Here is a 19,751-nt window from a genome sequence, read left to right on the forward strand (position 1 = left end):
CCGGAGGGGACATGGACTTCGCACTTTCCGACACCGAGCGGGCCGTCCGCGACACCGCCCGCGACTTCATCACCAGGGAGGTCGTGCCGCTGGAGCAGGAGCTGCTCCGGCGCGAACGCGAGCACCGGCCCGGCCTGGAACCCGGCGAGCTGCGCGAGTTGCAGCTCAAGGCGCGGGCGTTCGGCTTCTGGGGGCTCGCCACCCCCGAGGAGTACGGCGGCATGGACCTGCCGGCGGTGACCCAGTCGCTGATCTGGACCGAGATCGGCCGCTCGTTCGTGCCGTTCCGCTTCGGGGGCGAGGCCGACAACATCCTGTTCCGCGCCAACGAGGAGCAGAAGCGGGAGTTCCTGCTCCCGACCATCGAGGGCGAGCGGCGCAGCTGCTTCGCGATCACCGAACCGGGGGCCGGGTCCGACGCGGCCAACATCAGGCTCAGCGCCCGCCGCGACGGCGGCGACTGGGTCCTCAACGGCGAGAAGACCTTCATCACCGGCGGCAACGAGGCGGACTTCGCCATCGTCATCGCGGTGACCGACCGCGACAAGGGGGCCCGCAACGGCGGCGCCACCGCCTTCCTGGTGGACCGGGAGATGGGCTGGCGCTCGGAGTTCATCCAGACGATGGGCGAGGGCGGCCCCGCCTCGCTGGTCTTCGACGACGTACGCGTGCCCGGGCGCAACATCCTCGGCGAGCCCGGCCAGGGCTTCGCCCTGGCGATGGAGTGGATCGGCAAGGGGCGCTACACCATCCCCTCGCACGCGGTCGGCATCGCCGAGCGGGCCCTGCGGATGGCCGTCGACCACGCCAACACCCGGCACACGTTCGGCCGCCCGATCGGCGAGAACCAGGCGATCCAGTGGATGATCGCCGACTCCGAGACGGAGCTGGAGGCGGCCCGGTGGCTCATCCTGCGGGCCGCGTGGACGGTGGACCAGGGCATGGACCCGCGGCACGCCTCGTCGATGGCGAAGCTCTACGGCGCCGGCATGGTCAACCGGGTGGTGGACCGGGTCCTCCAGATCCACGGCGGCATGGGCTACACCCGGGAGCTGCCCGTCGAGCGGTGGTACCGGCAGGTCCGGCTCTACCGGATCTTCGAGGGCACCGACGAGATGCAGCGGCTGATCATCGCGCGCGACCTGCTGCGCGGCTACACGAAGCTGGGAGGGCACCTGGCATGAGGACCTTCGCCTCCCTCGACGACCTGGCGGCCGCGGTCGGCGAGACCCTCGGCCCCGGGCAGTGGCAGCGCATCGACCAGGGCCGGGTGGACCTGTTCGCCGACGCCACCGACGACCATCAGTGGATCCACCTCGACGCCGAGCGGGCCGCCGCCGGCCCGTACGGCGCCACGATCGCCCACGGCTTCCTCACTTTGTCCCTGGTGCCGGCGCTGGTCGGCCGGCTCTACCGGGTGCGGGGGGTGCGGATGGGGGTCAACTACGGGCTCAACCGGGTCCGGTTCCCCGCCCCGGTGCCCGTCGGCAGCGCCGTGCGGGCCACCGCCACCATCGCCGGGGTGACCCCGGTGGACGGCGGGGTGCAACTGGTGACCGGGGTGAGCGTGGAGTGCGACGCCGGCACCAAGCCGGTCTGCGTCGCCGAGACGGTCAGCCGGCTCTACGCGGGGCCGGCGACCGACTGAGCCTTCGTCGCCCGCCCCGCGCCGCGCGCGTGGGGCGGCCCGGTCCGGCTCCGGGAACCCGGTTCCCCACGCCGGGCGTCGCCGACTCAGCCCCTGCCGTGCCGGCGGCGCTCGTCGGCCACCCGGTGCGGGACGCGGGCCAGGCGGAGGAAGGCGACCAGCCCGACGCCGCCGACGACGTTGCCCAGGACGGACCAGGCCAGCGCCCCGAGCCAGTCCAGGTAGCCGAACGGCGCCGAGCCGGCGGTGAGGGCGGCGAACATGAGGATCGAGTCGAGCACGCTGTGGAAGAGCCGCCCGCCCGCCAGGAGGGCGCCGAACAGCAGGGCGGCGACCAGCCGGATGCCGAGACTGTCGCTGGCGAGCTGCGTGCGGGTCATCAGGGTGATGACCATGCCGGCGAGCACGGCCAGGACGAAGGACCGTGCGTTGATCCCCAGGTCGGCGTAGTACGCGCCGGTGGCGACGGCGGTGGCGCCCAGCTCCGGGTAGGCCCGGGTGATCAGCCAGGCGACGAGCCAGCCGCCCAGCAGGTTGCCGGCCAGGGTGACGCCCCAGAGCCGGGCGAGCGCCGGCGGGGTGCCGTGGCCGGCGGCGATCGCGGTGACCGGCACCAGGAAGTTCTCGGTGAACAGTTCGCCGCGGGCCAGCAGCAGCGCCACGAAGCCGATGCCGAAGGCCGCCCCGGCCAGCAGCGGCTGGCCGGTGGCGTGCTCGACCAGCAGGTACGCCAGCACGCCGGTGCCCACGTCGATCCCGCCGAGCAGCCCGGTGGCCACCAGGGACAGCCACGGGCGGGCCAGCCGGGTGTCGCCCTCGGCGACGACGCGGTCGAACGCTTCCTCGATCTCCTGGTCGGGTCGGCCCGGCCGCCCGGCGAGGCGGTGACGGATGTCGCCCATGCCGGCATGTCCCCGTTCTGCCGGCCGCCAACCCGTCCGAATTTCGGCTCGCTCAGGCGCCTTCCGCCCGTTTTGGTCGCTTCGTCCATCGGCCGTTCGGTTGATGTGACGGCAACCTTTGGTCTAGGGTGGCTGCACTGCGGTCGACGCCTCCGGGCGCCGCCGCGCCGAAGTGGGACAGGAAGGCAGACATGATCACCACGACCACCGCGCCGAAGACCACCACCGACGCCGACACCCTGGCCGCCGGCGACGAGTCCCGCGCGAGCGAGCTGATCACCGCTCTCGCCGCCCTGCCCGAGGGGCACCCCGACCGGCCGGCGCTGCGGGACCGCGTCATCGAGGCGTGGCTGCCGCTGGCCAACCACCTCGCCTACCGCTACAGCGGGCGCGGCGAGCCCACCGGCGACCTCGCCCAGACGGCCGCCCTCGGGCTGATCAAGGCCGTGGACCGGTTCGACGCCTCCCGCGGCGTCGACTTCGCCGGCTTCGCCATCCCGACGATCCTCGGCGAGATCAAGCGCCACTTCCGCGACCGCACCTGGAACATCCGGGTCCCGCGCCGGCTGCAGGAGCTGCGGCTGCGCATCTCGGAGGCCAACGGCGTCCTCACCCAGACGCTCAACCGGGCCCCGACGGTCGCCGACATCGCCACCCACCTCGACATCACCGAGGAAGAGGTCCTGGAGGGCCTCGAGGGCGCCCGCGCCTACAATGCGGTCTCCCTGTCCACCCCGATCGGCGACGGCGACAGCGCCACCGAGCTGGGCGACACGCTGGGCGCCGAGGACGACGAGTTCGCGCTGGCGGAGCTGCGGGTGGCCCTCGGCCCGGCGCTCGCCACCCTCGACGAGCGGGAGCAGAAGATCCTCACCCTGCGCTTCTACGGCAACCTGACGCAGAGCGAGATCGCCGCCCAGGTCGGCGTGTCCCAGATGCACGTCTCCCGGCTCCTCGCCCGCGCCCTCGGAAAGCTGCGCGGCCAGCTCGCCGACTGCTGATCCCGGCTTTCCGTCGCGCCGGCGGCGCCAATCGGTTCGGCTCGACCGGATCGCGCAGGCCGCCGCCCCCGGCTCTGCCGGCAAAGGGCCCTCCTCCCGCTCCGGCGGGGGGAGGGCCCTTGCCAGTGCCGCGGCGCGCGGGTGCGCGCCGACGCCGTGGACGTACGACCCGCCGCCCGGGACGCCGCGCCGCCGGGCAGACTCGTCGGAGGCAACCACCCACGCGGGCCGGTCGACGGGCCGCGTCGCAGACGACGGGCCGGACGTCGCCGACGCAGCCGGCCGGGGCGACCGGCGAAGGCAGGAGAGAACAGTGAGCGCGATTCTCGTCACGGGCGCGGCGGGCTTCATCGGATCCAACTTCGTCCGGCACTGGCGCCGCGCCCACCCACAGGACCGGGTGGTCGCCTTCGACCTGCTGACCTATTCCGGCACGCTGGCCAACCTCGCCGACCTCGACGACCCGGTCACCTTCGTACGGGGAGACATCCGGGACCAGCCGGCCGTGGAGGGGGTGCTGCGCGAGCACGGCGTCGACGTCGTGGTCAACTTCGCCGCCGAGTCGCACAACTCCCGGGCGGTGCTCGATCCGACGGCCTTCTTCGAGACGAACGTGCTGGGCCCCGTCGCCCTCATGGAGGCCGTCCGGCGGGTCGGCCGCGACGGGATCCGCTTCCACCAGATCTCCACCTGCGAGGTGTACGGGGACATGGCGCTCGACGACCCCGGCGCCTTCACCGAGGAGTCGCCCTACCGGCCGCGCACCCCGTACAACGCCGCGAAGGCCGGGGGCGACCACGCGGTACGCGCCTTCGGCCACACCTACGGGATCCCGTTCACGATCACGACCTGCGCCAACAACTACGGGCCGTACCAGTTCCCGGAGAAGGTCATCCCGCTGTTCGTCACGCGCGCGCTGCGGGGGTTGCCGCTGCCGGTCTACGCCTCCAGCCGTAACCGCCGGGAGTGGCTGCACGTGGCCGACCACTGCCGCGCGGTCGAGGCGGTGCTGCTGCACGGCCGGCTGGGGGAGACGTACAACGTCGGCAGCGGCGTGGAGGTCGACGTCGAGACGCTCGCCGACGCCGTGCTCGCGGAGCTGGGCCTCGGCCCGGAGCTGAAGCAGCGGGTGCCCGACCGCCCCTCGCACGACCGCCGCTACCTGCTCGACTCCGGCAGGCTGCGGGGCGAGCTGGGCTGGGCCCCGACGATCGGGTTCGACGCCGGGCTGGCCGAGACGGTCGCCTGGTACCGGCAGCACGAGGCCTGGTGGCGGCCGCTGCTCGACCGCGTACAGGTGGCCGAGGAGACCGCGTGGCGGTGAGCCGGCGCTGACGCCGCCGCCCGGCGGGTGCCCGTCGCGGAAGGCAGCTCGGCCTCGGCGCGTGCTGTCCGGCGGCCCGGTCGGGGCGCCGTCGCCGTCGAGGACCCGGTCGGAGAAGGCCGCGTCCCGCCGATCGCGGCGATCGCCGGCCCGGCGGCCTCCGCCTCTCCTACAGTGGTCCCTGCGGCCCCGCCGAGCGTGCGCCGGACGCCCGTCCCGGGTGCCGACCAGGTGGCGGGGCCGATGGCCCGGCCCGGTGGGCGGGGCCGGAAACGGGGGTCCCGGTGTTCTCACGGCCGTTCCGCGCGGACCGCCGGCACCGCAGCGCGGCCCGCCCGGCCGGCGGCCACGGCGACGACGCGGCCGCACCCGCCGGTCAGGGCCGGCACGACGACCACGCCGGTCCCGGCCGGCGCGCCGCGCCCGGCCCGGCCGGCGGGCACGGGGGGCACGACAAGCATGCCGGGCACGACCCGGAGCAGTTCCGCCGCAGGTTCTGGCTGTGCCTCGCCCTCACCGTCCCGATCGTGCTGACCAGCGACATGGTGATGGACTGGCTCGGCTACACCCTGGACTTCCCGGGCTTGGGCTGGGTCGGGCCGGTCCTCGGCTCCGTGGTCTTCCTCTACGGCGGATGGCCGTTCCTGGTGGGCGCCGTACGGGAGGTCCGCGACCGCGCCCCCGGGATGATGCTGCTGGTGTCGATGGCGATCACCGTGGCCTACGTGGCTTCGCTGGCGACCAGGCTGGGCGCGTTCGACCTGGACTTCTGGTGGGAGCTGGCGGCGCTGGTGACCATCATGCTGCTCGGGCACTGGCAGGAGATGAAGGCGATCGGCCAGGCGCGCGGCGCCCTCGCCGCCCTGGCCGCGCTGCTGCCCGACGACGCCGAGCGGCTCGGCGACGACGGCGTCCCGCGGCGCGTTCCGCTGGGCGAACTGCGGGTGGGCGACGTGGTGCTGGTCCGCTCCGGGGGCCGCGTGCCGGCCGACGGGTCGATCGTCGACGGCGCCGCCGAGCTGGACGAGTCGATGATCACGGGGGAGTCCCGGCCGGTGCCGCGCGGCGTCGGCGACCGGGTGGTGGCCGGCACGGTGGCGACCGACTCCGCGCTGCGGGTACGGGTCGACGCGGTCGGCGAGGACACGGCGCTGGCCGGCATCGGCCGGCTGGTCGCCGAGGCGCAGGCGTCCAGCGGCCGGGCCCAGGTCCTCGCCGACCGGTTCGCCGCGACGCTGTTCTACGTCGCCACAGCCGCCGCGCTCGTCACCTTCGCCGCCTGGTGGGCGCTGGGCGACCCGGACCAGTCGGTGGTGCGGTCGGTCACGGTGCTGGTGATCGCCTGCCCGCACGCGTTGGGGCTGGCCATCCCGCTGGTGGTCGCCCTCTCCACGGCGGTGTCGGCGAAGGCCGGCATCCTGGTCAAGGACCGCCTGGCCCTGGAACGGATGCGCACCGTCGACGCGGTGCTGTTCGACAAGACCGGCACGCTGACCAAGGGCGCCCACACGGTGACCGGCACGGCCGCCGCCGGTGGCGCCAGCGAGGACGAGGTGCTGCGGATCGCCGGGGCGGTCGAGGCCGACAGCGAGCACCCGCTCGCCAAGGCTCTGGTCGAGGTCGCGCGGGAGCGGGGGCTGGAGGCGACCGCCCGGGACTTCCGGTCCCTGCCCGGCCGGGGCGTCCAGGCCGTCGTCGACGACACCACCTGGGCGGTCGGCGGGCCGACCCTGGTGCGCGAGCTCGGCGCCACCGTCCCGGACGACCTCACCGCCGTGACCCGGGACTGGTCGTCGCGGGGCGCGGCGGTGCTGCACCTCGTCCGGCTGTCGACCAACGGCCCGCCGGCGGCGGTGGGCGCGTTCGCGCTGGAGGACGAGGTCCGCCCCGAGGCCCGTGCGGCCATCGCCGAGCTGCGCGAGCAGGGCGTGCGGACCATCGCGATGATCACCGGCGACGCCCGGCCGGTCGCCGAGGCGGTCGCCGCCGACCTTGGGTTCCGGCCGGGGGTCGACGAGGTCTTCGCCGAGGTGCTGCCCGCCGACAAGGACCGCGCCGTGGCCGACCTCCGGGCGCGCGGGCTCAGCGTGGCGATGGTCGGCGACGGCGTCAACGACGCCCCCGCCCTGGCCCGCGCCGACGTGGGCGTGGCGATCGGGGCCGGCACCGACGTGGCGATCGAGTCGGCCGGGGTCATCCTGGCCTCCTCCGACCCGCGCGGCGTCGCCGGCGTGCTCCGGCTGTCCCGGGCGTCGTACCGGAAGATGATCCAGAACCTGGCCTGGGCAGCCGGCTACAACGTGGTGGCGATCCCGCTGGCCGCCGGCGTCCTGGCCTGGGCCGGCGTCGCGCTCAGCCCGGCCGTGGCGGCGGTGCTGATGTCCGCCTCCACGATCGTGGTGGCGGTCAACGCGCAACTGCTGCGCCGGGTCCGGCTGACCCCCGGATAGCGCGGTGGGCCGGCCCGGAAGGGCGTTGCCGGTCGGCGGCCGGCGCCACCCTCCCGGGGCGGGCGGTCAGCTCCTCGTGATCACCTCGTCGGTGGCGAGGCGGGACGTCCGCTCGCGGATCAGCGTGCGCAGCCGCTCCGCCTCGGTGCCGACCGCCCGCGCGTCGTGGCCGTCCACCGTCGACACCACGGCGACCAGCTCGTCCACCGAGGCCAGCGCGGCGCCGCCGGCGTACGCCTGCCGGTACAGCTCCCGGTACGCCTGCTCGTAGGTGGCCTTGAACGCGGCGCTGGCCAGGAACCGTTCCTTGAGCCGGTTGCCGCCGCCGCGACCGGCGTCCGCGTCGCCGCCGGGCACCGCCGCGTCGGCCGGTGGGCGTGCGCCACCCGGGGCCGGTACGCCCTCGGGACGCTGCCCGCCAGCCGGCGGCGCCCCGCCTCCCATCCGGCCCGTGTCGTGCGGTCCCTGGTCGGCCCTGCCGCCGAAGGTGAGGTTGTAGTCCCAGCCGACGACGGTGAACCGCTTCGTCGCCAGGTCGTACCAGAGGTAGTAGTTGCGCCCGGGGCCCGCCATGTCGTCGAAGTTGAGCAGCAGGTTCTGCCAGGCCACGTAGCGGGCGAAGGACTCGACGTCGACGTGGTCGGCCAGGTGCGCGTCGAACTCGGCGTCGCTGCTGTCCGCCACCCACCGCACCAGGTCGATGACGGGCTGGAGGTCCCGGCTGCCCTTGGCGGTGACCTGGCGGAAGTCGTCCTGGTAGTCGGTCGGGTCGTCGCCCTGGTCGGCGAAGCGGCCCGTGGCCAGCGCCTTGTAGAGCACCCCGTCGTCGCCGAGGTCGTCGGCGAAGGTCGCGTCCGGGTGCTCGACGACCAGCCGGGCCACGGCGGGCCGGTCGTTGACCACGAACCGGGTGTACGCGTAGCCCGGCGCCGCCTCCCCGGCGTCGGCGAGCAGGCGCAGGGAGACCGCCTCGTTGAGCACTGCCGAGCCGCCGCCCATGCCGCCGACGCGGACGGCGACCTCCCGGTGTCCCTGGTACCGGCGGCCCGCCACGAACTCGTCGAACCGGATCAGCCACGGCAGCGTCTCCGGCTCCTCGGCCTTGAGCGACGTACGCGCGCCGCCGGGCCGGGCCCCGCCGGCTGCCGGACCACCGCCCTGCGGCGCCCCGCCCGGCCGGCCCGCCGCCGCGTCATCCCCGCCCGGCCGGCCCGCCGCCGCGTCACCCCCGGCCGGGCGGCCGGCTTCGGCGTCGCCCTCGCCGGGCCGGCCCGCCGCCGGGTCGCCCCCGCCGGCCGGGCCGCCGGGCCGGCCGCCGATGGACTCGCCGCCGCGGGTCAGCCCGGCCAGGGTCGAGTTGCCCTTGAGGCGGATCCCCACGCTCGGGATCGTGGTGCCGTCGACAATCAGGTCGGCCTCCACGTACTCCTTCTCGCCCTCCCCGGCGAACGCGTCGACCATCCGCTCGTAGTCCGCGTCGCGGAACGTCAGCGAGATGTCGTGCGCGACCGTCGCGTCGAACAGGTCCCGGGTGCCGGCGATGTCCTGGGTGACCTCGTCGCCGCCGCGACCGCCGCCGCCGGTGACGTACGGCTGCACCCGCACCGTGCTGAACACCACCGTCAGGACGGACACGAACGCGGCGCAGCCGACCAGCAGCTTCCAGTGGTGCCGGACGCGGACCGGTACCCGGCGCAGCAGGCGCCGCCCCGGGCCGGTGGCGGGCGCCGGCATCACAGGTCCGTCTGGTCGTAGCCGGTGAGCACCGTCACCCGCTGGCCGGACGTGCGCTCGCTGAGGGCCGACACCAGCTCGCCCGGCTCGCGGCCCTTGCGCAGGCGGACCGTGTACATGATCTCGGTCAGCGCGCCGCCACGGATCGTCTCCATGCTGACCAGCTCGAACTCGCTGGTGAGGCGGATCAGCACGTCCTGGATGGCCTCCGTGTGGCCGCCGTCCGGCGGGACCTGCACCTTGACCACCTGCCGCTGCACCTGGGAGGCGAACCAGTCGAAGCGGTACATCACGAGGACGACCAGTCCGATCGCGACGGCCGCGACGACGGCGAGGGTGTAGAAGCGGGTGCCGCAGGCCATGCCGACGCCCATGACCAGGAAGATGAAGCCGACGTCGCGGGTCTCCTTGATCGCGTTGCGGAAACGCACCACGGACAGCGCGCCGACCAGCGCGAAGGCGCGGGCGATGTTCGACCCGACCACCAGCATGATCAGCGAGATCAGCATGCCGAGAACGACGAGCGTCTGCACGTACGACTGGCTGTACGACACGTTGCGGTGGGTGAACCGGTAGACCCAGCCGATCGCCGCGCTGAGCACGAAGGACAGCGACAGGGCGACGGCGATGTCGGCGACGCTGAAGGTGCCGGACAGGTCCTGGAAGGTGAAGTCCACGGTGTTCAGGCCTCGCTCGTGATGGTGGGGACGTGGGGCGACAGGCCGGCGGCGGGGTCGTCGTCGGCGACGTGGAAGACGGATCGTGGCGCCCGGCCGAACGCCTCGACGCTCTGGCAGTACTTGGACATCCGGACGACCGACATGTTGGAGCGGACGGCCAGGTCGGTGAGCCAGTGCGGCACCCGCTCGTTGGCCTTGACCTCCACCACCGTCAGCTTCGCCGGCACGATCAGCCGGTTCTCGGCGTCGGCGCCCAGGTGGAAGTCGCGGTCGCGGCCCCGGACGCGGCGGTCGAGGGTGACGCGCAGCCCCACGTCGGCGTCGCGCCCGACGAACGCCTCCCGCTGGTAGCCGGTCATCGCGACCGGCCGCAGGTCGAGACCGGCGACCAGTTCGAGCACCTCCTCGACGAAGGCGCGCGGGCAGCCGTCGTGGTCGACCGGCACCCGGCGGTCGCACAGCTCGCGGGCGAGCCGGTACGGCAGGGCGATCCGGCGCTTCTGGGTGACCCGGTTGACCCGCTGCTTGATCTCGACGTAGACGGTGGTGTCGTCGGTGACGGCGAAGCGGTCGCCGTAGTGGCGGATCCGCAGCTTGCGGCGGAACCTGAGGCCCTCGATCTTCTCCCAGTAGAAGCGGAGCCCGGTGGTGTCGTAGTAGACGCTCCAGACGCCGTACCCGCCGGTGTCGCCGTGGCTGTCGCGCTCCATCCGGGCCGCGAACTCGTCCCGCAGGGCCCGTGCGGTGGCGTCGTCCACCAGATACTTGATCTCGTACCGGTTGAAGGCGTGCAGCCTGCTCGGCGCCCGCAGGGCGTGCCCGGCCCGGTCGGCGTCTCCGGCCGTCGGCGGCGGGCCGCCCGGATCCGGGGGATCCGCCCCGGCGGCACCGGCGGACGGCAGGGGGCGGGCACGGAGCGGAAAGGGCATGGTGGCAGCCGATCTCGCGTAGGTGGACGAGGTCAGGCGCCAGCAAAACCGGCCCACCTGTGCGCGGGATGTGGATGCCGTATGAATCCGGGGTGAACGTGCCGGCGCCCGCCGGCCCCGGAGCGGGGCCGGCGGGCGCGGGGGAGCGTCGGCTACCGGGCGTTGCCCGGCACCGGCCCGGGGAAGCGGGCGGGGTCGCCGCCGCCGGTGACGCCCGGGGCGCGGCCGGTGGCCCGGACCCACCCGGTGGTGATGAGCAGCAGGGCCGCGATGTAGGTGCTCATCACGGCCAGGCCGTGGCCGGTCAGCCGGGAGCCCGCCGCGTCCATTCCGATCAGCAGGTCGGAGATCAGGAACAGCCCGCCGCCCAGGGCCACCTGCCGGGAGACGCCGGCCGCCCCGGCGGCCATCAGGCTGAGCGCGAGGCTGTAGCCGAGGACCGGCAGCCGCAGCGGGCCGAGCGCGTTCCACAGCACCAGGTTGACCGCCACCCAGCAGGAGAGGTAGCTGGCGACCGCGACGACCGGGGGCCGCCGGTGGCGCAGGAAGGCGGTCAGGAAGGCCACCTGGGTGCCGAGGAAGAACGCCATGCCGGCGAGGAACGCGGCGCGGCCGTCGAGCAGGAGCGCGACGTCACCGGCGGTGGCGAAGACCAGCCCGACGGCGACGCCGTCGACCCGCCGGCGCACCCGCAGCAGGTACGCCAGCAGCAGCGGCGCGAGCAGGGGCTTGGCGAGCCACTGCAGGACGGTCAGGTCGGTCGCGACGCCGACCAGCTCGACGGCGGCCACGACGCCGAACGGCCAGAGGCGCCTCACCGGGCGACGACCGGCTGCGCGTGGGGGGCGGGCTGCCAGCCCGGTCGGCCGAGCACGTAGCCGAGGCGGTGCCGCCAGGACGAGGCGGACCGGGCGTCGGCCCAGATCGCGCGGTACTCGTGGGTCGCCACCCGCAGCGGGTTGTAGGTGTCGATGTTCTTCGTCAGCCCGTACCGGACGGCGGCGCGCTCGGGCTCGAAGGTGCCGAAGAGCCGGTCCCAGACGATGAGGATGCCGCCGTAGTTGCGGTCGAGGTATTCGGCGTTGGCGCCGTGGTGGACCCGGTGGTGCGACGGCGTGTTGAAGATCCACTCGATGGGCCGGGGCAGCACGGTGATCCGCTCGGTGTGCAGGAAGAACTGGTACAGCAGGCTGACCGACTGCTGGAGGAAGATCATCCACGGCGGGATGCCGAGCAGCGCGAGGCCGAGCCAGAACGGCACCGACGTCATCGGGGTCCAGCTCTGCCGCAGCGCGGTGGAGAGGTTGAAGAACACGCTGGAGTGGTGCACGACGTGCCCGGCCCAGAGCAGCCGCACCTCGTGGTGGGAGCGGTGGAACCAGTAGTAGGCGAGGTCGTCGGCGAAGAACAGCAGGACCCAGGTCCAGACGCTGGTGGGGGAGAGCTGGATCGGCGCGACCGTGTACGCGGCCGCGTACAGGCCGATCGTCAGCAGCTTCCACGGCACGCCGATGACCTGGCTGCCGGCGCCCATGGTCAGGCTGGTGGCGGTGTCGCGCAACTCGTACCCGCGTTCGTCGTCGTCGGGGGCGAACCGGTAGGAGAGCGCCTCGACGGCGATGAGGAGCAGGAACGCCGGTACGGCGTAGAGCACGGCGGGGATCATGCCCGGGCTTCCCTTCTCGGCGGTGCGGTGGGGGTGGTGAGGGGGGCGGTGAGCAGGGCGTGCGCCTCGCGGGCGGCGTCGGAGGCGCGACCGGTGACGATGGCGTCGGCGAGCCGGCGGTGGCCCGCGACGTCGAGCAGTTCCGCCGCCCGCCGCTCCGGCGGCACCTCGCCGACGGCGAGCGCGCCGGCCACCAGGCTGTTGAAGGCCAGCAGGTAGGCGGTGTTGCCGGAGCCGGCGACGACGTGCCGCCAGAGCGCGATGGTGGCCTCGCCCATCCCGGTCAGGTCCGGCGCGAGCCCCGCGTACTCCTCCACGGCCCGCAGGATCGCCGCCCGGACCGCCGCGTCGCCGCGCTCGGCGCAGAGCCGGGCCGCGTCGACGCCGATGCAGGCCCGCATCTCCAGCATGTCCCGCACCAGCGTGTCCACCGGCAGGGCGTCGTGGGAACGGGTGAGGGACAGGGCGAGGTCGAGCCCGGCGTGCACCCGCCAGTCCAGCACCCGGGTGGCGCCGCCCTGGCTGACCCGGACGAGGCCGAGCTGCTGCAACCGGCGCAGGGCCTCGCGGACGGCGTGCCGGTTGACCCCGAAGGTGGCGGCCAGCTCCCGCTCGCCGGGCAGTGCCTCGTCGGGGCGGTAGGAGCCGCGGACGATCGCGTCGCGGATCTGGCCGAAGACGTGGTCGGAGACCGAGGAGCGGGGGACGGGGGCGAAGTCCATGCCGAGGAGTGTGGCGCAGCACACATCAACCCGTCAACTGGTTGGACCAGTCGGCCGCCGACCTCGGCGGCGGGCTCAGTCGTCGACCGTGACGCTGGCGATCCAGGACGGGGGCTGCGGCGCGCCGGCGCCGATCAGCCCCGCGATCACCCGGACGGACTCCAACGGTGCGGCCGGCCACGGCGTGAGCCCGTCGGTCAGCACCACCACGACGTGCGGTCGGCCGCGCAGCGCGGCGTCGATCCCGACCCGCATGTCGGTGCCGCCGCCCCCGGCCAGCCGCACCTCGCCGACGGTGTGCACCCGCCGTACGACGTGCACGGCCGCGTCGCAGGAGAGCACCGTGACCCGGTTGCCGCCGACACCGACCGCCCGCAGCACCCCGGCTACCTCGGCGAGCGCCGCCGCGAGCTGACCGTCGCCCATCGAGCCCGACGTGTCCACCACGATCGCCACCCGGGGCACCGGCCGGCGGAGGCTGGGCAGCACCACGCCGCGCGTCGCCCCCGAGCGCCGCGAGGGGCGCCGATAGGTGTAGTCGACCGCGCCGCTGGCCCAGGCTGCGGCCTCGCGTACCGCGCCGGACAGCGCTCGACGCCAGTCCACCCGGGGCTCGAGCACCTGGGCGGCCCACCGTTGCCAGCCTGCCGCGATAGTGCCCCGGGACCGGACGTGGGCGCGGATCGCGTGTGCCGTCTCCCGACGGATGGCCCCCGCCTCGACCGCGCTGACGCCGCCCGTGCTGCCGCTCTCCCACGCCCGGTCGACGCCGTGGGCGCCGGAACCGCAGTCGGGCGCCTCACGTCCTCGCACGTGTGCCGGCAGCAGCGGCAGGTACGCCTCGAACAGCAGGCCCACCGGCAGTCCGAAGGTTGCCGGCTCGATCCGGTCGGCCGGTAGCGGCAGCCGGTCCGCCACGAGGTCGTCGTTGATCTCACAGTCCTGCGCGACGTTGACCCGGTGGTGGTCGCGCTGCTGATCCGCCGGAAGACGGTCGGCCCGACCGTGGTGGTCGCGGAGCAGGTGGGCGACCTCGTGGATCCACACCGCCGCGAGCTGCGGCACCGGCAGCCGGTCGACGAACTCCGGCGAGACGTGGCAGCGCCACCGCCGGTCGACGCCCATGGTGGACACGTCCCGGGACTCCACCACCGTGAGGCTGTACAGCGCGGTGGCGAGGTAGGGCCGGTCCTGTGCCGCCCGGAACCGGGCCGCGAGCAGTTTCGTCCGGTCCAGCCGGGGACCGTCGGGGCTCATCCGGTCAGACGCCCCGAGAGCCCGAGCACCTCGGCGAAGGCGTGGATGGCCGGCGGCACCGGCCAAGAGGTGTCGCGCAGCGCCGCGAGGTCCATCGCGGCACGCGCCGCCACGTCCGGCACGCCTGCCTCGACCGCCTTGCCCAGCACCACCCAGCCGGCCTCCCAGCGCGACCGGTCGACCTTCGCCTGCACCGCCGAGATCACCGCGGTGAGGAACGCCAACTGCCGGTCGCCGCGTTCGGGCAGCCGGAACGCCTCCGGGTCGGCGAGCACCCGCTCCGGGTCGGGCAGGTCGAGGTTCTCCAGGTAGGTGACGAACTCCAGCCCTGCGCCATCGCCCACCGCGCCGACCACGGCCAGCGCCAGCGCCTCCGCCCCGGCCCCGGCCCCGGCGGCATGGTGGACGGCGAGCAGTCGTAGCACCATCTCCCAGGTGCGCGGGGACGGCCAGGCGCCGCCGCGGGCCTCGGCGTCGGCGGGCAGATGGTGGGTCAGCCCCGGACGGGCGGTGAGGAAGCCCGCGACGGCCCCGCGCGCCCGTGCCAGCGCCGTGCCGGTGCGCGCGGGGCGGACCGCCGGCACGCTGACCGCCGGCCAGGTGCCGGCCAGGCCCCGCGCGACGGTGCGCGGGTCGTGCTTCCAGTGCAGGTGTACGAACCGGTTTGCCAGTGGCGGGGCCAGATGCCAGCCGTCCGCCGCGCTGGTCGGTGGGTTCGCGGCCGCCACGATCCGCACCGACGGCGGCAGCGAGAGGCTGCCGACCCGGCGCTCCAGCACCACCCGTAGCAGCGCCGCCTGCACCGCCGGCGGTGCCGAGGAGAGCTCGTCGAAGAAGAGCAGCCCCGATCCGGTACGCGCCAGCCGGACCGCCCAGTCCGGCGGGGCCATCGGCACGCCGTCGGTGGCCGGGGAGTCCCCGACGATCGGCAGCCCCGCAAAGTCGGACGGCTCGTGCACGCTGGCGATGACCGTCTCCAGCGGCAGGCCCAGCCCGTCGGCGAGCTGTTGCAGGGTGGCGGACTTGCCGATGCCCGGCTCGCCCCACAGCAGCACCGGCAGGTTCGCCGACACCGCCAGGGCCAGCGCCTCCACCTTCGGATCGGCGGCCGGCTCCGTCCGCCACGCGCGGGTCGCGGCGACGAGGTCGTCCGCAGCGGTCAGCGCCCGCGCGGTCGCCGTCACCGGCCCGTCCACTCGGCCAGTACGTCCCGGATCTCGAACACCGGCCGCACGTCGTCCCCGTCGTCGTCGTACATGCTCGCCTTCGCCTCCGCCAGGGCGCAGGGGGTGGTGCCGTTCTCGTCCGGAGTGTGCGGATCGGCGCCGGCCGCCAGCAGCGCGCGGACCAGATCCGGGGTGCCGCCGTCGCCCACGGCCACGTGCAGGGCGGTACGCCCTCGGCGGTCAGCGGCCCCGATCGGGACGCCGGCTTCGCACAGTCGCCGCAGCAGCGCGACGTCCTCCACGGCGCGCAGGTGGTGCAGCAGGATCCCACCCCGGCCGTCGGTCACCCTCGGGTCGAGCCCCGCGTCGAGCAGCGCCGCCAGCGCCGTCGCACCGCCGTGCTGGATCCGGAGCAGCACGTCGCGCCGCAGCTCGCGCAGCGGCCGGGGCAGCCGACCGGTGCCGCCCCGCCACGCCTGGACGGCGGCGAAGCAGCCCGCCGACCGCCCGCCGAGGGCGCGCAGCAACTCCTCCGCGGCGACCTCCTCGGAGGTGTGCGAGACCGGATCGAGCCGGCCGTCGCCGTGCACGAGGGTGTGCCAACCGCCCCCGCAGCGCACCGGCACGCGCACCCGGGTGCCCGACGTCGCCGCGCCGGAGCCGGCCCCCGACGGTGTCGTCGGGAACAGGGCCCGGCGCACCAGGGGGTGCAGATCGGCGGGGTCGAGCAGGCCGTGCCGCACCAGGTCCAGGTCGGGGGGCCGCTCGTGCACCAGGGCGGCGAACCGAGGGCGGGTGAAGTGCTGCCGGTCATACCCGACGAACGAGGCGGCCACCGAGCCGTCGCCCAGCCGGTGCACCTCGGCCACCAGCCGCCACCCCGAGCCGATCATGACCCGGTCGGCGCCGTAGCGGGCCTCGAGCCGGGCGAGTTCGGCGTCCAGCCCGAGCGGGACCAGGCGATCCTGCTCGGCGTCCGCCACCCCGTGATCGAGGCGGTGGACGTCCGGGGCCAGGTCGACGCCGGCCACGGCCCACGCCTGGAGCACCTCGCCAGCGGCGATGAGCCGGTCGAAGACCTCGGCCCGGCTCGCCGGGTCGTACGGGTCGACCACCGTCGCGTACGACTCGACCGGCCGGAGGGCGCTGTCGGCCTCGAAGCCGGGCAGCCGGGCCGGTGAGCCGCCGTACGCGACGGCGAGACCGTCCACGTGCGCGGCGCTCCAGTACGCCGGCGGCAGGTCCTGCCGGACGACGTCCTCCGCCAGCGCGGGGCTGACGGTCAACCGCAGCCGCTGCGACCCGTCCACGGTCTTCGGCGTCTGCACCACCAGCGCGACGTCGCCGTCGCCGACCCGATCGTCCCTCGTGGACAACAGGAACTGCTGGTGGGTGGCGACACCGGTGCGGCCGCCGAGCACGCGCGGCAGGTGCCAGCGCAGCAGATCCGGGGCGAGCACGCCGAGGTCCGCCTCGATCCGGCCGGCCCGGGACCGGCCGTGCTCCCGGGCCACCTCGGCCAGGTCGAACGCTACGTCGATCCGCCCGGCGGCGCAGGCGGCCCGCCAGTCGCCGGCCTCCCGGGCGGCGGTGCACGCCTCGATCATCGGGGCGGGCACGGCATACCGGCGGATGCGCTGCCAGGTGCGGATCTCGTCGATGACGGGCGGGGTCACCGGTAGACGCTCGCGATCGCCTGGATGTCCTCGTGGGGTGCGGTGACGGGCCGCTCGGCGAGCAGCGTCGAGGCGCGGCGGCGCTGTCGGCGTGGTACGCCGCCGTTGATGCCGAGGTACTCCAGCGTCGGGTGTCCCTCGATGGCCTCGACGAGCCGCCGTGCGCCCCGCCCGCCGATCTCCGTACGCCGCAGGTCCAGCCGACGCAGCCGGGCGGCGGGCAGCGCGTCGGCGAGCATTGCCGCGCCCTCGTCGGCGACGACGTTGCCGCGCGCCCCGAGGGCCCGCTCCGACGGAGGCCGGGCCAGGTCGAGTGCCCGCCAGGACCCCAGGTGTCGGGCCAGCACCGCCACCCCGGCCGGGGTGATCCCGTTGCCGCCCAGCCCGAGCGTCAGCTCCACCCCGTCGACCAGTTCGGCGAGGGCGGCCACCCCGGCGTCGCCGAGGTGGTTGGCCGCCAGGTACAGCTCCCGCACGCCGGCGGCGTTGACCAGCGCGCCGAGTACCGGCACGGCGTCCGGTCCGAAGCCGTTGCCGCCGAGGAAGAGCCGCCGTACGGGTCGCTCCCGGGCGGTCAGCGCCTCCGCGAGGGCGGTCAGTCCTGCCACGCCCATGCCGACGTTGACCAGGTCGAGCGTGCGGATGGTGGAGTTCACCGCGAGCGCCGCGGCGAGCCGGCGGACACCCTCGTCGCCGACCGGGTTGCGCTTGAGCCACAGCGCCCGCACGGTGTCGTCGCCGGCCAGCCGGTCGGCGAGCGCGTCGACCCCGGTCGGGTCGATCCGGTTGCAACCCAGGTAGAGCGTCTGGAGGTGGTGGCCCGGACGCAGGGCCTCGGCCACCGCCCGGGCGCCGTCGGCGCCGAGGCCGTTGGTGCCCAACAGCAGGTGCCGCACCAGCGGGGAGTCGACCGCGGCGGCCACGATCCGGGCGGTCTGCACCGGGCCGACGCCCTGCTTGCACAGGTCCAGCCGGCCGTCGGGCTGCACCGTGCCGCGCGGGAACACCTCGGGCCCGGCGACCGTGTCCGGCGCGGCGAGGCGGGCCAGCAGGGGGTCGAAGTCGCCGGGATCGGCGAGGCCGGCGTCGGGGTTGGCGATGGCCGGGCAGCGCACCGGCGTCGGGTCGGTCACCAGGGCACGCTCCGGTAGTCCTTGAGGAACTGGCCGCTCACCGGCGTCCCGCGTACGCCGCGCACGATCGGGTCGTAGACCCGGGCGGCCCCGTCCACGACGTCGAGCGGTGGCCGGAAGCCGAGTTCGCGCTGGGCCACCTTGCCCGGGTGCGGCCGCTCGTCGGTGACCCAGCCGGTGTCCACGCTGTTCATGTGGATGCCGCTGGTCAGGTAATCGGGTGCGACCGTGCGGACCAGCATGTTCAGCGAGGCCTTGGCCATGTTGGTGTGGGGGTGTCGGGTGGTCTTGCCGGAGCGGGAGTAGCTGCCCTCCATCGCGGAGACCTGCACGACGTGTCGCTGCGGATGGGCGCTCGCCCGCATCAGCGGGCGCAGCCGGGAGGTGAGCAGGAACGGCGCGAACGCATTCACCACGTGCACCTGCAACCACTCGTCCGGACTGACCTCGGCGTCGCTGAGCACCCAGGAGTTGACCTCGCGCAGATCGAGCGGCTGACCCGTCTCGTCGGCCCGCCCGGCGGGGAAGAACGCGTCCAGCCCGGAGGGCAGCCCGGCCGAAGGAGCCGTGGCGGGCGCGGCGCCGATCGCGATCCGCGCCGCCGGCCCCTCCAGCGCCGTGGACTCGGCCGCCCGGACCTCCCGGTGGTACGCCGCCGGCCGGTAGAGCGTCTGTGCGGCGTTGTTGACCAGGATGTCCAGCCCGGCGAAGCGCCGCCGGACCAGCGCGACGAAATCGAGCGTGCCGGCCAGGTCGAGCAGGTCCAGCCCGTGCACGTAGAGCCGGCCGACCCAGTCGTCGGCGTCCGGCACGGCGGCGAAGCGGCGGGCCGCGTCGCGGGGGAACCGGGTCGTCACGATCACGTCGGCACCGTCACGGAGCAGCTTGAGCGCGGTGTGGAAGCCGATCTTCACCCGGCCGCCGGTCACCACGGCGGTGCGGCCGGTCAGGTCGCAGCGGGCGTGGCGCCGCTCGCGGTTCTCCGCCGCGCACGGCGGGCACATCAGGTGGTAGTCCACGTCCACCTGCCGGTAGGCGACCTTGCACACGTAGCAGTGCCGTGCCCTGCGGAGCGTCCCGAGTCCGGCCGTGCCGGGGTCGGCACCGGATGGTGCGGAACCGGTGCCGGGCGGTGCGGGATCGGGGATTTCGGTGTGGAATCGCGTGGCGGTGGCCAGCAGCGCGCGGTCCGCCGCCCGGGTCGTGGCGTCCCGGCGCGCTCTGGCGCGCCTCTTGATCCCCCGGTGGGCGGCGGTGACCGCCCGCTCCAGTTCCTGCCGGGTCGCCTCGTCCAGGTCGGCGTCGTCGAGCCGGGCGAGGACGGCGAGGCAGGCCGCCAGCTCGGTGGGATCGACGGGCACGGTGCTCCTTCATGGAGGGTGGGATGGCGAGACCGGCCGGATTCGAACCGGCGTCCTCCAGCTTGCTGTCAAGGCGCGTCGACCTCTGCGCTACGGCCTCGC

Annotated in this window: 17 protein-coding genes and 1 tRNA gene; 5 read left to right on the forward strand and 13 right to left on the reverse strand. The window is 74.7% G+C overall.

Features of this window, described 5'->3' with window-relative positions:
* The first annotated feature begins 11 nt into the window (after nt 1-11).
* Together GA0070606_RS28555 and GA0070606_RS28560 are read left to right on the forward strand one after the other, a co-directional pair.
* Complete coding sequence (locus GA0070606_RS28555) at nt 12-1,184, forward strand: acyl-CoA dehydrogenase family protein (RefSeq protein WP_091106318.1); 1,173 nt, start codon at nt 12-14, stop codon at nt 1,182-1,184.
* Nucleotides 1,181-1,648: a MaoC family dehydratase gene (locus GA0070606_RS28560; protein ID WP_091106319.1), complete on the forward strand. Its 468-nt coding sequence runs from the start codon at nt 1,181-1,183 to the stop codon at nt 1,646-1,648. The genes GA0070606_RS28555 and GA0070606_RS28560 overlap by 4 nt, the downstream gene beginning before the upstream one ends.
* Before the next feature lie 86 nt (nt 1,649-1,734).
* On the opposite strand, the gene GA0070606_RS28565 is transcribed toward GA0070606_RS28560, so the two are convergent.
* The gene (locus GA0070606_RS28565; RefSeq protein WP_091106320.1) at nt 1,735-2,550 is read right to left on the reverse strand and encodes a formate/nitrite transporter family protein; all 816 of its coding nucleotides are present in this window, start codon (nt 2,548-2,550) and stop codon (nt 1,735-1,737) included.
* A 191-nt stretch (nt 2,551-2,741) separates the two neighbouring features.
* Between GA0070606_RS28565 and GA0070606_RS28570 the strand changes: the two genes are divergently transcribed.
* From GA0070606_RS28570 to GA0070606_RS28580, 3 genes are all read left to right on the forward strand, one after another.
* Entirely contained in the window at nt 2,742-3,551 is an 810-nt protein-coding gene (locus tag GA0070606_RS28570; protein WP_091106321.1) for a SigB/SigF/SigG family RNA polymerase sigma factor, read from the forward strand.
* Nucleotides 3,552-3,864: 313 nt separating this feature from the next.
* Complete coding sequence (rfbB, locus tag GA0070606_RS28575) at nt 3,865-4,875, forward strand: dTDP-glucose 4,6-dehydratase (RefSeq protein WP_091106322.1); 1,011 nt, start codon at nt 3,865-3,867, stop codon at nt 4,873-4,875.
* A 284-nt stretch (nt 4,876-5,159) separates the two neighbouring features.
* Nucleotides 5,160-7,325: a heavy metal translocating P-type ATPase gene (locus GA0070606_RS28580; protein WP_091106323.1), complete on the forward strand. Its 2,166-nt coding sequence runs from the start codon at nt 5,160-5,162 to the stop codon at nt 7,323-7,325.
* A gap of 66 nt (nt 7,326-7,391) precedes the next feature.
* Here the strand turns inward: GA0070606_RS28580 and GA0070606_RS28585 are convergent, their stop codons facing one another.
* The 12 genes from GA0070606_RS28585 to GA0070606_RS32770 form a co-directional block, all read right to left on the reverse strand.
* Complete coding sequence (locus tag GA0070606_RS28585) at nt 7,392-9,059, reverse strand: CotH kinase family protein (protein WP_091106324.1); 1,668 nt, start codon at nt 9,057-9,059, stop codon at nt 7,392-7,394.
* Nucleotides 9,059-9,736, reverse strand: coding sequence for a DUF4956 domain-containing protein (locus tag GA0070606_RS28590; RefSeq protein WP_091106325.1), 678 nt, complete (start codon nt 9,734-9,736; stop codon nt 9,059-9,061). The genes GA0070606_RS28585 and GA0070606_RS28590 overlap by 1 nt, the downstream gene beginning before the upstream one ends.
* 5 nt (nt 9,737-9,741) lie before the next feature.
* The gene (locus GA0070606_RS28595) at nt 9,742-10,668 is read right to left on the reverse strand and encodes a polyphosphate polymerase domain-containing protein (protein WP_091106326.1); all 927 of its coding nucleotides are present in this window, start codon (nt 10,666-10,668) and stop codon (nt 9,742-9,744) included.
* Between the two features lie 152 nt (nt 10,669-10,820).
* Nucleotides 10,821-11,486, reverse strand: coding sequence for a lysoplasmalogenase (locus GA0070606_RS28600; RefSeq protein WP_091106327.1), 666 nt, complete (start codon nt 11,484-11,486; stop codon nt 10,821-10,823).
* Complete coding sequence (locus tag GA0070606_RS28605) at nt 11,483-12,334, reverse strand: sterol desaturase family protein (RefSeq protein WP_091106328.1); 852 nt, start codon at nt 12,332-12,334, stop codon at nt 11,483-11,485. The genes GA0070606_RS28600 and GA0070606_RS28605 overlap by 4 nt, the downstream gene beginning before the upstream one ends.
* Nucleotides 12,331-13,056, reverse strand: coding sequence for a FadR/GntR family transcriptional regulator (locus GA0070606_RS28610; RefSeq protein ID WP_091106329.1), 726 nt, complete (start codon nt 13,054-13,056; stop codon nt 12,331-12,333). Before GA0070606_RS28610 ends, GA0070606_RS28605 begins: the two co-directional genes overlap by 4 nt.
* Before the next feature lie 75 nt (nt 13,057-13,131).
* Nucleotides 13,132-14,313: a vWA domain-containing protein gene (locus GA0070606_RS28615; protein WP_091106330.1), complete on the reverse strand. Its 1,182-nt coding sequence runs from the start codon at nt 14,311-14,313 to the stop codon at nt 13,132-13,134.
* Nucleotides 14,310-15,497 (reverse strand): AAA family ATPase, encoded by a 1,188-nt coding sequence (locus GA0070606_RS28620; RefSeq protein ID WP_425413072.1) that lies wholly within the window; start codon nt 15,495-15,497, stop codon nt 14,310-14,312. The genes GA0070606_RS28615 and GA0070606_RS28620 overlap by 4 nt, the downstream gene beginning before the upstream one ends.
* A complete protein-coding gene (locus GA0070606_RS28625) occupies nt 15,494-17,155 on the reverse strand; it encodes an ankyrin repeat domain-containing protein (protein ID WP_091106332.1) in 1,662 nt (553 codons plus the stop codon). The genes GA0070606_RS28620 and GA0070606_RS28625 overlap by 4 nt, the downstream gene beginning before the upstream one ends.
* Nucleotides 17,152-18,288, reverse strand: coding sequence for a leucine-rich repeat domain-containing protein (locus GA0070606_RS28630; RefSeq protein WP_091106333.1), 1,137 nt, complete (start codon nt 18,286-18,288; stop codon nt 17,152-17,154). The genes GA0070606_RS28625 and GA0070606_RS28630 overlap by 4 nt, the downstream gene beginning before the upstream one ends.
* Nucleotides 18,285-19,649: an SDR family NAD(P)-dependent oxidoreductase gene (locus GA0070606_RS28635; RefSeq protein ID WP_091106334.1), complete on the reverse strand. Its 1,365-nt coding sequence runs from the start codon at nt 19,647-19,649 to the stop codon at nt 18,285-18,287. The genes GA0070606_RS28630 and GA0070606_RS28635 overlap by 4 nt, the downstream gene beginning before the upstream one ends.
* Before the next feature lie 24 nt (nt 19,650-19,673).
* Nucleotides 19,674-19,749: transfer RNA gene (locus GA0070606_RS32770), tRNA-OTHER, on the reverse strand.
* Between the last annotated feature and the right edge of the window lie 2 nt (nt 19,750-19,751).

Origin of the sequence: Micromonospora citrea (genome assembly GCF_900090315.1) — a bacterium.
Lineage (GTDB): Bacteria > Actinomycetota > Actinomycetes > Mycobacteriales > Micromonosporaceae > Micromonospora > Micromonospora citrea.

Bases quoted from the DNA above. Each gene is read 5' to 3' on its own strand.
- GA0070606_RS28560 (WP_091106319.1), top strand. From the start codon at position 1,181: ATGAGGACCTTCGCCTCCCTCGACGACCTGGCGGCCGCGGTCGGCGAG.
- GA0070606_RS28555 (WP_091106318.1), top strand. From the start codon at position 12: ATGGACTTCGCACTTTCCGACACCGAGCGGGCCGTCCGCGACACCGCC.
- GA0070606_RS28565 (WP_091106320.1), bottom strand. From the start codon at position 2,550: ATGGGCGACATCCGTCACCGCCTCGCCGGGCGGCCGGGCCGACCCGAC.
- GA0070606_RS28585 (WP_091106324.1), bottom strand. From the start codon at position 9,059: ATGCCGGCGCCCGCCACCGGCCCGGGGCGGCGCCTGCTGCGCCGGGTA.
- GA0070606_RS28595 (WP_091106326.1), bottom strand. From the start codon at position 10,668: ATGCCCTTTCCGCTCCGTGCCCGCCCCCTGCCGTCCGCCGGTGCCGCC.
- GA0070606_RS28570 (WP_091106321.1), top strand. From the start codon at position 2,742: ATGATCACCACGACCACCGCGCCGAAGACCACCACCGACGCCGACACC.
- GA0070606_RS28615 (WP_091106330.1), bottom strand. From the start codon at position 14,313: ATGAGCCCCGACGGTCCCCGGCTGGACCGGACGAAACTGCTCGCGGCC.
- GA0070606_RS28610 (WP_091106329.1), bottom strand. From the start codon at position 13,056: ATGGACTTCGCCCCCGTCCCCCGCTCCTCGGTCTCCGACCACGTCTTC.
- GA0070606_RS28605 (WP_091106328.1), bottom strand. From the start codon at position 12,334: ATGATCCCCGCCGTGCTCTACGCCGTACCGGCGTTCCTGCTCCTCATC.